Below are 12,881 nucleotides of genomic sequence, written 5' to 3'. Positions count from 1 at the left end.
TGACGGCCTATTCGGCCGCCGGCTTCTTTCCCAGTCCCATCGCTTCAAGGATTTCGGGACGGATGTTGTCCGTGCCCTTGGCCTGAATGTGCTGCGCCACCCGCGTCCCGACGGCGGCCATGGCCTCGCCGATGAAGCGCGGCCGGTTCTCGGCGGCCCAGGTGAGCGACGCCTCGCGATTCTCGTTGAGCCCCTGGAACTTCGGCGCGACGTAACGGGCGAACAGCTCGTAGGACTTTCGTTTGGCGTCCCAGCTTGCCCAGTTGTGATCCATGAACAGGAAGGCGCCGAAGCCGCCTGACTGGGTCTGGAGCCGCTCGATCTGGGCGATCGCGTCCTCAGGCGTGCCGATTACGGCCATGCCCGAGGCGATCAGGGCATCGACCGGATCGCTGCCGTCCTGCGGCGCCAGGGGCAGGGCCGCGACCTCCTGGAAGTAGTACAGCCAGTCCTGCAGGCCGAAGCGCACGTCCTCGCGGGCCTGTTCACGGGTCGCGGCGATATGCATCGGGCCGACGAGGCGCCAGCCGGACCGGTCCATGACGTTGCCGGTCTCGCGCGCCTTTTCCTCGGCGATGGCCCAGTTGGAGGCCAGGGCGTTGAAGCCGCCCGACTGGGTCGCGCCGATCGACAGCAGGCCCAGGCCATGGCGGCCGGCCGCCGTCGCGCCGGTCGGCGAGACCTGGCTGGCGGCGCAGATTTCGACCGACGGACGGCTGTAGGGCGTCATCTGCAGACGCGCCTCGTTCAGCTCGAACCAGTCGGTCTTCTTCGTCACAAGCTCGCCGCGCAGCAGCGGGACGAGCACATCGATCGCCTCGTCCATGCGGTCGCGCTGGGCGGAAACCGGGATGCCCATCATGAAGGCGTCCGAGGGCAGCGCGCCCGGGCCGACGCCGAACATCACCCGGCCGCGGGTGATGTGGTCAAGCTGGTTGATCCGGTCCGCCAGCATCAGAGGATGGTGATAGGGCAGGGAGGCGACGCCCGTTCCAAGGCGGATGTGCTTCGTCCGTTCAGCGACCGTGGCGATGAACAGCTCAGGGCTGGCGATCAGTTCGTAGCCCGCTGAATGGTGCTCGCCAATCCAGGCTTCGTCATAGCCCAGCCGATCCATGTGCTGAACCAACTCAAGGTCGCGCTCCAGCGCCAGGGTGGGGTTCTCGCGCAGCGGATGGAAGGGGGCGATGAAAGCCCCGAAGCGCATTTTGGCGCCGGCCATGGTGTGTCCCTCCCAGGAGCATCATTGGTTATCTGCGATCAGTCTAACCTCGCGGGAAAGCCTTTCCAGATCAAAAGACGGGGCGCCCTAGCGGCAAGCGGTCGATTTTTCAGGCTACCGGAAGGGAAACGGTCCACGTCCGCCACAGGGGGGCTGAGGCCCGCTCCACACTTCAATCCCCGCTTCGCGCGCGCCACAGGCGGAGCAGCGCATCCGGCGTCCCAGCATGTGCAGGCGATCCGCCGAGCCGTTTCCGGCCAGCCACCACCCGGCGTCCACGATCGCGACGGACTGGCAGCGCGGGTTGAGACAGCGTGCGCGCAGATGCATGCCCGCGCGCAGTGCCGACGCAACCGGCCAGCCTCGAACTTCGTCGGCGAGATGCAGCCTTTGCGGGAGCGGAAGAGAACCATCCATGAGAACCTCGATGTTCTCAATTTGTTCTCATGCGCCGATCGGAGTCAACGCGTCAGCTTGCCTTCTTCGCGACAGTGAAGGTTCCCGCCGGACTTGGCGCCATAAGTTCCGCCTCCGGGGCTCCGGCCAGCCAGTCCCGCCACTGGTCCGGCATCAGGCAGACCGGCTGGCGGCCGTGATAGGGCTGGATATCGGGGCCAGGCTCGCACGTCAGCACCGTGAACCGGTCGCCCCGCACGTGGCCGGCCAGCGCGAAGATTTCCACGCCGGGCGCGCTGAACAGCCACCAGTCCTTGCGTTTCTGGCGCGGCTCGACCGGGTCGGTTGTCTCGTAGAATCCCGCCGCCATCACAAGGCAGCGGGAGGCCCGCGGAAAGACGCGACCCTCGGTGCGGAAGTTGATCACCGGTCCGCCCTTGTCGCGGGGAAAACCCCAGGCCAGCCAGTCCATGCGGCCGCCGTCGCCCTCTGGCAGGACGACACAGGCCGGATCGGTTGGCCGGATGTCGCCCGTGACGCCGCGATTGGGACGGGGACTCTCCGGCCAGAGGATCGGGATGTGGACCTGCGAGAAGGCCCACTCGACCCGCTCCGGCGTGGAGGGACTGAGGAAGGTGTTGCACATGAGGGCCAGCCTAGCGCGGCGCTGAAGTTCCGCTAGAGATGCAACATGAACTATCGCCACGCCTTTCACGCCGGGAACTTCGCCGATCTGGTCAAGCACGCCACGCTGACCCTTCTGCTTGACGCCCTGACGGCGGACCGCGCGCCGCTGACCGTGGTCGACACTCACGCCGGGGCCGGCGGCTATGACCTGGATGGCGAACTGGCGCGACGGACCGGTGAGGCGGCCCAGGGTGTCTTCCGCCTGATGACGGCTGACGATTCGCCGCCGCCCTTCGAGCGGCTGAAGGCGGCCGTGCGGCGAGGCAATCCCGGGGGAGGCGTACGCTTCTATCCCGGCTCCCCCAGCCTTATCGCCGCCGCCTTGCGCAAGGGCGATCGCTATGTCGCCTGCGAATTGCGCGACGACGACGTCACCCTGCTTCAGGAGACGCTGGCGCCGTTTCCGGGCGCCCGGGCCGAGCAGACGGATGGCTACGCCGTGGCCGCGAGGGAGGCCGGCAAGGGCGGCCGGGTGTTCATTCTGATCGACCCGCCGTTCGAACGGGGTGACGACTACACCCGGATCGCCGCGACGCTGGCCTCGGTGATGCTGCTGGACCCTGCCGCCTGCGTTGCCGTCTGGTTGCCGCTGAAGGACCTGGAGACCTTCGACAGCTTCCTGCGATCGGTTGAGCCGGCCTGCGCCGACCTGCTGATCGTTGAGGCGCGCCTCAAGCCGCTGACCGATCCGATGAAGATGAACGGTTGCGCCATGGTCATCGCCAACGCGCCGGTTGGACTGAGCGCGGATCTGAGCGCGGCGGCGGACTGGGTAGTGACGCGGCTGGGCGAAACAGGTGGAAAGGCCGAGGTCTGGACCACGGCAGGGTAATGAATATTTCGCACTTGCGATATGGGAATTCGTGTTATGTTGCGCTGCACAATTGGCCGCGCGCCCCGGAGACCCGCCATGGACAAGTCCGCCTTTCCGACCGTCGACACCGAAAAGATGATGCGTCTGCCCGTCGGCGCGATCTCGCCGCTGTGGCTGATGTTCGCCGGAGCCGCGACGGTCGGGGCCGCCTGGTACTGGAGCCGCACCTTCTTCAAGCCGACCAATCTCGAAGCCCTGATCGGACTTCCCGACGCTGCTGCGCCGACGCTGGAAGCGGTCGTCGAGGCGGCGGATGTTCTGGCTGAAACGACTATCGAGGTGGTCGAGGCTGAACTGGAAGCCCTTTCGGACGTGGCGGACGCCATGGTTGAAGCCGCGCCGGAGCCGGTCGCCGAGATCCTGGCGGCCATGGCGCCCGAGCCTGTCGCTCCGGCTGCGCCGGATGACCTGACCGTGCTGACCGGCATCGGCCCGAAGCTGGCAGCCACCTTCGCTGAACGCGGCGTCACCACCTTCGCCCAGATCGCCGCCTGGACCGAAGAGGACACCGCCCGCTTCGACAAGGAGCTGAAGCTGATGGGTCGTATCGGCCGCGAAGCCTGGATCGCCCAGGCGACCCGCCTGGCCGCCCACTAGGCGTCAGGCGTCAGGCGTCAGTGCGGCGAAAGAACCCGGTCGAGCTGGGCTTTTGCCTCTTCCTCGGTTCGCCGCATCGTCTCTTCGTCCGTACCGCAGGTGACCGAGGTCGCCGTCCGGCGGCAGCGATATTCGCCATCGGCGGGCGCGGCTGAAGTCGCCGCCGCTTTGGCGGCCGCTTCCCGGGCGTTGCGCTCCCGGAACAGATCCGCGACCGACGGCGTCGGGACAGTCGCTGGGGCCGTCGCGGGAGGTGCTGCCGCAGGGCTCGCGGTCGGCGCAGAGGAGGGCCAGGCCTGTGACCTCAGAAAGTCACCGCCCGTCGGCGGGGCGGCCGGCGGCGCCTGGCATGCCAGCCCGGCCAGTAGGGCGATAATCGTGACCATGTCTGCTCCCGCGATGTTTGGGAGAGTTGGCCTGCACCGCGTCGGGGCGGCATGCCGCAGAGGGGGGGCTAGAGTCCGAAAGCCCTGAGCAGACGGTCTGCTGCCGCCGAGGCCGGCAGCCGGCCAAGGCGGACGTCCCGCTCCAGGTCCGGCGACTGCGCGGCGACATCCGGATGACCCCTGAACGCCTCTTCCAGCCGATCACTGACCATCGCCCACATCCAGCGGGTGTTCTGCGCCGCCCGCCGCGCCGCTCGCTCGCCATTGGCGCCCATGACCTCGCGGTGGCGCTCGATCTGCGCCCACAGGCGGTCGAGGCCGTCGTTCTTCAGACCGGACGCGGTGATCACCGGCGGCGTCCAGTCCGGCGAGGCAGGGGCGATTATGTGCAGCGCCGTGCGGTACTCCCGCGCTGACCGCTCGGCCCGTTCCGGATCGGCGTCGGCCTTGTTGATCACGATCAGGTCGGCGATCTCGATCAGACCTTTCTTGATGCCCTGCAACTCGTCGCCGCCGCCGGGGATCAACAGGGCGAGGAAGATGTCGACCATGTCGGCGACCGCCGTCTCCGACTGACCGACCCCCACCGTCTCGACGATCACCACGTCGAAGCCGGCCGCCTCACAGAGCAGCAGGGCTTCGCGGGTCTTGCGGGTGACGCCGCCCAGGGTTCCGCCGGACGGGGACGGACGGATGAAGGCCTCCGGATCGACCGACAGCCGCTCCATGCGTGTCTTGTCGCCGAGGATCGAGCCGCCGTTGCGACTGGAGGAGGGGTCCACCGCCAGCACGGCGACCTTGTGGCCGGCGGCGGTCAGGTTGCAGCCCAGGGCCTCGATGGTGGTCGACTTGCCGGCGCCCGGCACGCCGGTGATGCCGATCCGCTGCGCCTTGCCGGTGTGCGGCATGAGCCGCTCCAGCAACGCTCGGGCCGACGCCTGGTGATCGGCGCGACGGCTTTCCACGAGGGTAATGGCGCGCGCCAGAGCGGCGCGATCGCCGGCGAGAATGCCGTGTTCGAGGGAGGCGATGTCAGGGGTGCGGGTCACCGACCCGGTCTAGATGACGACGGCCGTTCCCGAAACCGAAACCATCAGCATCTGCGCCTGGGGGCCGACGGTGTTGTAGTCGAGGTCGACGCCGATGATGCAGTTGGCGCCGAGTTTCTCGGCTTCCTTCTCCAGCGCCTTCATCGCGTCCTCGCGGGCGCGCGCCAGGACGCGCTCATAGGAGCGCGAATGTCCGCCGATGAAATCGCGGATCGCGCCGAGAAGGTCGACAACGACGTTCGCGCCCAGAATCGCCTGGGCGTAGATCGCGCCCTTGTATTCCTTCACCGGCCGACCCTCGATGAACGGGGTGGTCGTGATCAGCATGCGCGACTCCCGGCAAACGACTTGCAAGTATTAAGGCTAAACGCCCCAAACGGCGAGGGTTCTCCTGACGGGCGAATTTGGCGCCCAAACGCAGTCGTCGTTGCGTGAAAAGCACGTCATCGCCCTTCCGACAGCGCTCCGGTTATTGCACAGTGTCGGCCTGCGACGGTCCTCCCTGTGCCGTCGGGAGACGCCGTGATGTTCCTCGCCCGATCGCACCTCGATCTGCACAACATCAAGAACAGCATCGAGCGGACGAAGAAGATGTCCGACGGCATCGTCAAGATCGGCCCGTTCGGGTTTGGTCTGGACGCCTTGCTGGGCTTCGTGCCCTGGGCCGGCGGCCTCTACAGCGGCGGGGCGGGGTTCGTGCTGTGTATCGATGCAATCCGGGCGCGGGCCGCGCCGATGGTTGTGGCCGAGATGGCCCTGATCCTCGCGGTCGATACGCTCGCGCCGTTCATTCCCAAGGCCGGCGGCGTCATCGACGCCCTGTTCACCGGCCACAAATGGGCCGCAGACCTGCTGCTGCGTCACATGGATGAAACCATCTATTTCGAGGGCAACCGCGAGCAGGCCCAGAATTCTTCGGAATACCGGGACCTGATGGCTCGCGTCCGCGCTGGCAAGGAAAAGCGCCGCGTGGTGTTCCTTGGGAAGCCTCCGAAGGTCTAGTTCGCGCGCCATTTGGGGGCTAGCGGAACCTGTCGCGCCCGACCTAGGTTAGCGTTCCATGACCCGCGAAATCGCTCACAGCGCCTGGAAGTCGGCCGAGACGGTCAAGAAGCTGTCTGACCGGGTTATCGGCTTTGGTCCGTTCGGCGTCGGCGTCGATGGTCTGCTCGCCTGGATCCCGGGCGCGGGTCTGCTCTACAGCGGCGGAGCGGCCATCTATCTTCTCTATCTCGCTGTGCGGTCCGGGGCCGGTTTCAGCGCAATCGCCAAGATGGCCGGCGTGCTCGGCATCGATGTGCTGATGTCCGGCGTGCCGCTGCCGGTGCTGCCCGACATCGCCGACATGCTCTGGCAGGGCCATCTAATGGCCGCCAATTCCCTGCAGAAGGACATCGAGGCGCGCCACGGCATCCCGCCGTCGCATATCGAGCGGGTCGAACGCGAACGGCTGAAGCGCGGTCGTGGGCTGGGATGGATCAGCTGGGTGTTGCTGGTCGCGCTGATCGCGGCTGTCTGGCGCTCCGACTTCAACGAAACGCTCAGCCTCGGCTGGTGGCCGGCGTTCAGGGCGTCGACGCTGTCGCTGGCCGGACAGACGGTCGGCCTGCCGATCGCCGCTGGCGTCATCGTGCTGCTGATGTTCATCATCAACGCGCTCAACAGGGGCCGGCGCCGGGCCTGACCGCCGTGGACGCCGCCGTCCGTGCTCCCTAGTCTGCCGGAAACAGATCCGCGGGGAGGCGGCCATGAGCGAGCGACAACCCTATGTGCGACCGCCTAGCGCCGAGTCCCTCGGCCAGGCGCCGGGCCGCGGCCGGCTTGCGGGGCGCAGGATCCTTGTCGTTGGCGGGGGTCAGCAGGTCGTCGACGCGGCAACCGACCCTGTCGGCAATGGGCGGGCCATGTCGCTGCTGTTCGCCCGCGAAGGCGCCGCCGTCGCTGTCGCCGACCGTGATCGGACGGCTGCGGCCGCCACGGTGGATCTGATCACCGCCACGGGCGGCATCGGCCGGATCATCGAGGCCGACATATCCCGCGAGGCCGACATTGTCCGCATGATCGCCGAAGCGGTGGAGACGCTCGGTGGTCTGGATGGCCTTGTGCTCAACGTCGGCATCGGCGTCGGCGGCCTGGGGCTCGGCGCGGTCAAGGCCGACGAGTGGGACACGGTCCTGGGCGTCAATCTGCGCGGACCGATGCTCTGCTGCCGCGAGGCCCTGCCGCAGCTGGCCGAGGGAAGCTCGATCGTGTTCATCTCCTCGATCGCCGGCCTCGTCGCCGGCTCGCGTCTGCCGGCCTATGACGCCTCGAAGGCGGCGCTCGGCGGGCTGATGCGGCATGTGGCGCTCGAGGGCAGCCGCAAGGGCGTACGGGCCAACATCGTCGCGCCGGGACTGGTCGATACGCCGCTGGGCCGCCGCGCCACCCAGGGCCGCCCGAGCCGGGGCACGGCGCCGCAGTTCTTCGGCAGGCAGGCGACCGGCTGGGAAATCGCCTACGCGGCGCTGTTCTTCATGAGCGACGAGGCCGTGTACGTCACCGGCCAGACCTTGGCGGTGGATTCAGGGCTCACGGGGATCAGCTAAATCGCCCCTCTCCCAACGGGAGAGGGAGGGGCCCACGCCAACGGCGTGGGAGGGTGAGGGCGTTACGGCGTCGGCGCGTTTGCCGGACCCGTCCCTGATCCCTCATCCGACCTGCTCCGCAGGCCACCTTCTCCCTCCGGGAGAAGGAAGGGCCGCGACTACTCCGCCGCCTGCGTCTGCTCATACCCCAACTGGCGGTTCAGCTTCTCCAGCAGCTCGATGGCCGACTCGGCGATCACCGTGCCGGGCGGGAAGATGGCGGCGACGCCGGCGTCCTTGAGCGCCTGCCAGTCCTGTTGCGGGATCACGCCGCCGATGACGGCCATGATGTCGGGACGACCGGCCTTGCCCAGTTCGGCGATCAGCTCCGGCGCCAGGGTCAGGTGGCCGGCGGCCAGCGAGCTCGCCCCGACGACGTGCACGTCGTTCTCCACCGCCTGGCGGGCGGCCTCGGCCGGCGTCTGGAACAGCGGGCCGATATCGACGTCGAAGCCCAGGTCGGCGAAGGCCGTGGCGATGACCTTCTGGCCGCGGTCGTGGCCGTCCTGGCCCATCTTGGCGATCAGGATGCGCGGGCGGCGGCCGTCGGCCTGTTCGAAGGCCTCGACCATCGCCTTGGCGCGGCTGACCAGCGCGTTGGATCCGGCTTCGGACACATAGACCCCCGTGATCGACTTGATCTCCGCCCGGTGCCGGCCGAAGACCTTCTCCAGAGCATAGCTGATCTCGCCCACGGTGGCCTTGGCCCGGCCGGCGTTGACCGCCAGCTCCAGCAGGTTGCCGTCAGCGCGGGCGCCGGCTTCCAGCGCGTCGAGCGCCGCCTGCGCCTCAGCTTCGTTGCGTTCGGCCTTGAGTCTCTTCAGCTTTTCCAGCTGGGCGTTGCGCACGGCGGTGTTGTCGACCTTGAGCACCGGGATGTCGTCGGCGACCTCCGGCTTGTAGCGGTTGACCCCGACTACGCTCTGGCGGCCGCTGTCGATCCGCGCCTGGGTGCGGGCGGCGGCCTCCTCGATGCGCAGCTTGGGCAGGCCCTGCTCGATGGCCTTGGCCATGCCGCCAAGTTTCTCGACTTCCTCGATATGCTCCAGCGCGCGAGCGGCCAGATCGTGGGTAAGGCGTTCGACGTAGTAGCTGCCGCCCCAGGGGTCGGCGACGGTCGTCGTGCCGCTCTCCATCTGCAGGAACAGCTGGGTGTTGCGGCTGATGCGGGCCGAGAAGTCGGTCGGCAGGGCCAGCGCCTCGTCGAGGCTGTTGGTGTGCAGGCTCTGGGTCTGGCCGTTCACGGCGGCCATCGCTTCCACGCAGGTGCGGGCGACGTTGTTGAACACGTCCTGGGCCGCCAGCGACCAGCCGCTGGTCTGGCTGTGGGTGCGCAGGCTGAGCGAGCGGCTGTCCTTCGGATCGAACTCCCGCTTCATCAGGCGGGCCCAGAGCAGGCGCGCGGCCCGCATCTTGGCCACTTCCATGAAGTAGTTCATGCCGATGGCCCAGAAGAACGACAGGCGCGGCGCGAACTGGTCGACGGTCATCCCGGCGGCGATGCCGGCGCGGACGTACTCGACGCCGTCGGCCAGGGTGTAGGCCAGCTCCAGGTCGGCCGTCGCCCCGGCTTCCTGCATGTGATAGCCGGAAATCGAGATCGAGTTGAACTTCGGCATCTTGCTCGAAGTGTATGAAAAGATGTCCGAAATGATCCGCATCGAGGGCAGGGGCGGATAGATGTAGGTGTTCCGGACCATGAACTCCTTGAGGATGTCGTTCTGGATCGTCCCGGAGAGCTTGTCCGGCGAAACGCCCTGTTCCTCCGCGGCCACGATGTAGAGCGCCAGGATCGGCAGCACCGCGCCGTTCATGGTCATCGAGACGCTCATCTTGTCGAGCGGGATGCCGTCGAACAGGGTGCGCATGTCGAGGATGCTGTCGATGGCCACGCCGGCCATGCCGACGTCGCCCTTCACCCGTTCATGGTCGCTGTCGTAGCCGCGGTGGGTGGCCAGGTCGAAGGCCACCGACAGGCCCATCTGACCGGCCGCCAGATTGCGGCGATAGAAGGCGTTGGAGTCTTCGGCGGTCGAGAAGCCCGCGTACTGCCGCACCGTCCACGGGTTGGTGGCGTACATCGTCGGATAGGGACCGCGCACGAACGGCTCGATGCCCGGATAGCCGTTCAGGAAGTCGAGGCCGTCAACGTCCTCGGGGCCATAGGCGGCCGCGACGGCGATGCCTTCCGGCGTATTCCAGACGGGGCCATCGGTCGGGGCCGCGCCGGCCGGAGCGCCGGCGGTGAAGTCGAGCCGGGCGAAGTCGGGGAAGGTGGTCACGGCTCAGGCCTCCTCGAACGCGGCGGCGAAACGGATGGACGGCAGGGGCGGGCAGGATGAGTCCGGCCCGGGCAGCCTGGGGTCAGGTCCGGCGACCGCGAAGGCGGCCGGATCGACGACCGCAACGTCCGGCGTCTTGTCGTCGGCGTTGGGGAACACCGTGACGCCGAGGATCTTGCGCGACTTGTCGGCGTAGGCCTTCGACTGGGCCTCGCGGGCGGCGTTGACCGCCTCGGCGATGACGCCCGACTGCAGGGCGGCGATGATGCCGCCGGCCGCCTCGATGGCCTGGAAGCCGGTCCAGGCGGACTGGGCGATCTGGTCGGTCAGGGTGTCGAGGTACCAGGCGCCGCCAGCCGGGTCGGCGACGCGTCCGAGGTGGCTCTCTTCCATCAGGACAAGCTGGGTGTTGCGCGCCTGACGACGGGCAAAGGCGGTCGGCAGGCCGATGGCGTCGGTGAAGGCGCCCAGCACGACCACGTCCGCGCCGCCGACGGCGGCCGCGAAGCCGGCGCTGGTCAGACGCAGCAGGTTGGTCCAGGCGTCGGCTCTGGCCAGCATGCGATGGGACGAGCGGACTTCCACCCGCGCCGGAACAGTCACGCCACAGGCCTGCGTGACCCGGGCCCACAGAGCGCGCGCGGCGCGGACCTTGGCGATGCCGGTGAAATATTCGCCGTCGAGACTGACCCCGAGAACGATGCGCCGGAACGCCTCGTCCATCGTCAGGCCGGCGCGGACCATCGCCTTGGCGTAGGCGAGGGCGCTCGCCGTCATCACGGCCAGCTCCTCGGTGTTCGAGCCACCCGATTCATGCGCTGCGCGCCCGGTGGCGAGGAACAGGCTGGCCTTGCTGTAGGTCGTGGCCAGGCGCGCAGCGACCGTCGCGGCGGAGATGATGTGGCTTTCGATCGGTCCGGGGCTGGCGCCCGTCTCGGCGAAGGTCGTCAGCGGGTCCATATGGAAGGCCAGCGGCGCGTTCGGCGCAGCCTTGGCCAGCGTTCCCAGCCAGTCGGCGGCGCGCGGCCCGAGATAGCCTGCGTCCAGCGCCACGGGGGCAAGGTCGAGCATGACGCCGTCCAGCGCCTTGGCCAGATCTTCGGCCGAGCCGACGGCGACGCCGGCCTGACCGGTCGGGTCGACCGCGAGCAGCAGCGAAGCCGCGCCGCCTTCAAGATCCTTCAGCCCCTCGGCCGCGGCCTGGCGCGGATCGGCATGGGCCACCCGCATGCGCAGGTCCCAGGGGCGATCTGCGTCGCGGACGCTGAGGTCGCGAACGACATCCGGGGCCGTGTCGGCGGTATAGAGCGGCTGGATGCTCAGGCCGTCGGCCGTGTGCTTGACCAGGGCGTCCTCGAAGGACTCGCCCTTGAGGGTCTTTTCCACGACGCGAAGCCAGGCCTCACGGGTGGGCGGCGCGAAGTCATCGGCCAGCGGCAGGATCGTCCCGGACAAACCTTCGATCTCCCCAAGTGCAATGCAGCAATTCCGCTGGCGTGATGCGCCCCTGCCGTAAGGTGCGTCAAGCGGAGGGAGGCGGCGCCCGCGGAGACAGGCTCTTGCCGGGGTCGAACGGTTGTTCTATTTACAACGTATATTCATAGACGGAGACGACCGACCATGGCCCTGCCGCCGATCCTGCGCGACCGCCTGCGACTGCCGGCCATCGCCTCGCCGCTGTTCATCATCTCCAATCCGGACCTGGTGATCGCCCAGTGCAAGGCCGGCATCGTCGGCTCGTTCCCGTCGCTGAACGCTCGGCCGATCAGCCTGCTGGACGAGTGGCTCGACCGGATCACCAGCGAGCTGGCGGCCTGGGACAAGGCCAATCCGGACCTGCCGTCGGCCCCGTTCGCGGTGAACCAGATCGTGCACAAGACCAACAACCGCCTCGACGAGGACATGGCCCTTTGCGCCAAATACAAGGTGCCGGTCGTCATCACCTCGCTGGGCGCCCGCGAAGACGTCAACGAGGCTGTGCATGGCTGGGGCGGCATCACCCTGCACGACGTGATCACGGACAGGTTCGCCCACAAGGCCATTGAGAAGGGCGCCGACGGGCTGATCCCCGTCGCGGCGGGCGCGGGCGGTCATGCCGGCGGCCTGTCGCCGTTCGCCATGATCCAGGAAATTCGCCAGTGGTTTGACGGCCCGGTGGCGCTGTCGGGCGCCATCGCCAACGGCGCGGCGATCCTCGCGGCCCAGGCCATGGGCGCGGACCTCGCCTATATCGGTTCGGCCTTCATCGCGACGAAGGAAGCCAACGCCGTCGAAGGCTACAAGCAGATGATCGTCGACAGCTCCGGCGAGGACATCGTCTATTCCAACCTGTTCACCGGCATCCACGGCAACTATCTGCGCCCGTCGATCATCGCGGCCGGCATGGACCCCGACCATCTGCCGGAGAGCGATCCTTCGGCGATGAACTTCGGCTCGGGCGGTAATACCGAGGCCAAGGCCTGGAAGGACATCTGGGGCTGCGGTCAGGGCATCGGCGCCGTGAAGTCGGTGCTCACCGCCGGCGAACTGGTCGCGCGGCTGGCCTTGGAATACGAGGCGGCCAAGGCTGATCTGGTGGCCAAGACGGCGTTGACCAGCGGCAAACATATGGCTTTCGCCGCGGAATAGCCGGGGCGCTTCTCAACGTTATCAGAGACTTGCGCCCGGAGATTCCCCTGGAACTCCGGGCGTTCCTGCTTTCGGCGCTGCGGAGCTCGCGGGCGACTGATCCTTGTCGTGACGAACGACAGGGAGCCTCCGC

Annotated in this window: 13 protein-coding genes; 6 read left to right on the top strand and 7 right to left on the bottom strand. The window is 67.9% G+C overall.

All coding sequences use genetic code 11. The features are described 5' to 3' along the window. Positions 1-7: 7 nt before the first annotated feature. A complete protein-coding gene (locus tag ACODSL_RS10110) occupies positions 8-1,222 on the bottom strand; it encodes an LLM class flavin-dependent oxidoreductase (RefSeq protein ID WP_488900550.1) in 1,215 nt (404 codons plus the stop codon). 469 nt (positions 1,223-1,691) lie between these two features. After that, positions 1,692-2,264, bottom strand: a complete 573-nt coding sequence (locus tag ACODSL_RS10105; RefSeq protein WP_488900549.1) for an SOS response-associated peptidase family protein — start codon at positions 2,262-2,264, stop codon at positions 1,692-1,694. Positions 2,265-2,309: 45 nt separating this feature from the next. Here ACODSL_RS10105 and rlmJ point away from each other — a divergent pair, with 45 nt between their 5' ends. Beyond that, positions 2,310-3,137, top strand: a complete 828-nt coding sequence (gene rlmJ, locus ACODSL_RS10100; protein ID WP_488900548.1) for a 23S rRNA (adenine(2030)-N(6))-methyltransferase RlmJ — start codon at positions 2,310-2,312, stop codon at positions 3,135-3,137. Positions 3,138-3,215: 78 nt separating this feature from the next. Beyond that, positions 3,216-3,776, top strand: a complete 561-nt coding sequence (locus ACODSL_RS10095) for a hypothetical protein (RefSeq protein ID WP_488900547.1) — start codon at positions 3,216-3,218, stop codon at positions 3,774-3,776. A gap of 17 nt (positions 3,777-3,793) precedes the next feature. Here the strand turns inward: ACODSL_RS10095 and ACODSL_RS10090 are convergent, their stop codons facing one another. The 3 genes from ACODSL_RS10090 to ACODSL_RS10080 all read right to left on the bottom strand — a co-directional run bounded on the left by ACODSL_RS10090 (position 3,794) and on the right by ACODSL_RS10080 (position 5,538). After that, a complete protein-coding gene (locus ACODSL_RS10090; RefSeq protein ID WP_488900546.1) occupies positions 3,794-4,162 on the bottom strand; it encodes a hypothetical protein in 369 nt (122 codons plus the stop codon). Between the two features lie 68 nt (positions 4,163-4,230). Further along, a complete protein-coding gene (meaB, locus tag ACODSL_RS10085) occupies positions 4,231-5,211 on the bottom strand; it encodes a methylmalonyl Co-A mutase-associated GTPase MeaB (protein WP_488900545.1) in 981 nt (326 codons plus the stop codon). A 9-nt stretch (positions 5,212-5,220) separates the two neighbouring features. Continuing rightward, entirely contained in the window at positions 5,221-5,538 is a 318-nt protein-coding gene (locus ACODSL_RS10080; protein ID WP_488900544.1) for a heavy metal-binding domain-containing protein, read from the bottom strand. Between the two features lie 198 nt (positions 5,539-5,736). On the opposite strand from ACODSL_RS10080, the gene ACODSL_RS10075 reads away from it, so the two are divergent. The 3 genes from ACODSL_RS10075 (at position 5,737) to ACODSL_RS10065 (ending at position 7,799) form a co-directional block, all read left to right on the top strand. Beyond that, the gene (locus ACODSL_RS10075) at positions 5,737-6,213 is read left to right on the top strand and encodes a DUF4112 domain-containing protein (protein WP_488900543.1); all 477 of its coding nucleotides are present in this window, start codon (positions 5,737-5,739) and stop codon (positions 6,211-6,213) included. Positions 6,214-6,271: 58 nt separating this feature from the next. Continuing rightward, positions 6,272-6,895, top strand: a complete 624-nt coding sequence (locus ACODSL_RS10070) for a DUF4112 domain-containing protein (RefSeq protein WP_488900542.1) — start codon at positions 6,272-6,274, stop codon at positions 6,893-6,895. Between the two features lie 64 nt (positions 6,896-6,959). After that, positions 6,960-7,799 (top strand): SDR family NAD(P)-dependent oxidoreductase, encoded by an 840-nt coding sequence (locus tag ACODSL_RS10065; RefSeq protein ID WP_488900541.1) that lies wholly within the window; start codon positions 6,960-6,962, stop codon positions 7,797-7,799. Positions 7,800-7,957: 158 nt separating this feature from the next. Here the strand turns inward: ACODSL_RS10065 and scpA are convergent, their stop codons facing one another. After that, complete coding sequence (gene scpA, locus ACODSL_RS10060) at positions 7,958-10,120, bottom strand: methylmalonyl-CoA mutase (RefSeq protein ID WP_488900540.1); 2,163 nt, start codon at positions 10,118-10,120, stop codon at positions 7,958-7,960. 3 nt (positions 10,121-10,123) lie between these two features. Beyond that, complete coding sequence (locus tag ACODSL_RS10055) at positions 10,124-11,563, bottom strand: methylmalonyl-CoA mutase subunit beta (protein WP_488900826.1); 1,440 nt, start codon at positions 11,561-11,563, stop codon at positions 10,124-10,126. A gap of 177 nt (positions 11,564-11,740) precedes the next feature. Here ACODSL_RS10055 and ACODSL_RS10050 point away from each other — a divergent pair, with 177 nt between their 5' ends. After that, a complete protein-coding gene (locus ACODSL_RS10050) occupies positions 11,741-12,748 on the top strand; it encodes an NAD(P)H-dependent flavin oxidoreductase (protein WP_488900539.1) in 1,008 nt (335 codons plus the stop codon). Positions 12,749-12,881: the final 133 nt, after the last annotated feature.

Source organism: Caulobacter sp. FG121 (assembly GCF_057809815.1).
The sequence above is the reverse complement of the archived record's forward strand: the minus strand, read 5'-3'. Positions and strand labels throughout refer to the sequence as shown.

Coding starts and splice junctions, on each gene's coding strand:
- ACODSL_RS10095 (WP_488900547.1), top strand. CDS start 3,216: ATGGACAAGTCCGCCTTTCCGACCGTCGACACCGAAAAGATGATGCGT.
- ACODSL_RS10050 (WP_488900539.1), top strand. CDS start 11,741: ATGGCCCTGCCGCCGATCCTGCGCGACCGCCTGCGACTGCCGGCCATC.
- ACODSL_RS10090 (WP_488900546.1), bottom strand. CDS start 4,162: ATGGTCACGATTATCGCCCTACTGGCCGGGCTGGCATGCCAGGCGCCG.
- ACODSL_RS10080 (WP_488900544.1), bottom strand. CDS start 5,538: ATGCTGATCACGACCACCCCGTTCATCGAGGGTCGGCCGGTGAAGGAA.
- ACODSL_RS10110 (WP_488900550.1), bottom strand. CDS start 1,222: ATGGCCGGCGCCAAAATGCGCTTCGGGGCTTTCATCGCCCCCTTCCAT.
- ACODSL_RS10065 (WP_488900541.1), top strand. CDS start 6,960: ATGAGCGAGCGACAACCCTATGTGCGACCGCCTAGCGCCGAGTCCCTC.
- ACODSL_RS10105 (WP_488900549.1), bottom strand. CDS start 2,264: ATGTGCAACACCTTCCTCAGTCCCTCCACGCCGGAGCGGGTCGAGTGG.
- rlmJ (WP_488900548.1), top strand. CDS start 2,310: ATGAACTATCGCCACGCCTTTCACGCCGGGAACTTCGCCGATCTGGTC.
- ACODSL_RS10070 (WP_488900542.1), top strand. CDS start 6,272: ATGACCCGCGAAATCGCTCACAGCGCCTGGAAGTCGGCCGAGACGGTC.
- ACODSL_RS10075 (WP_488900543.1), top strand. CDS start 5,737: ATGTTCCTCGCCCGATCGCACCTCGATCTGCACAACATCAAGAACAGC.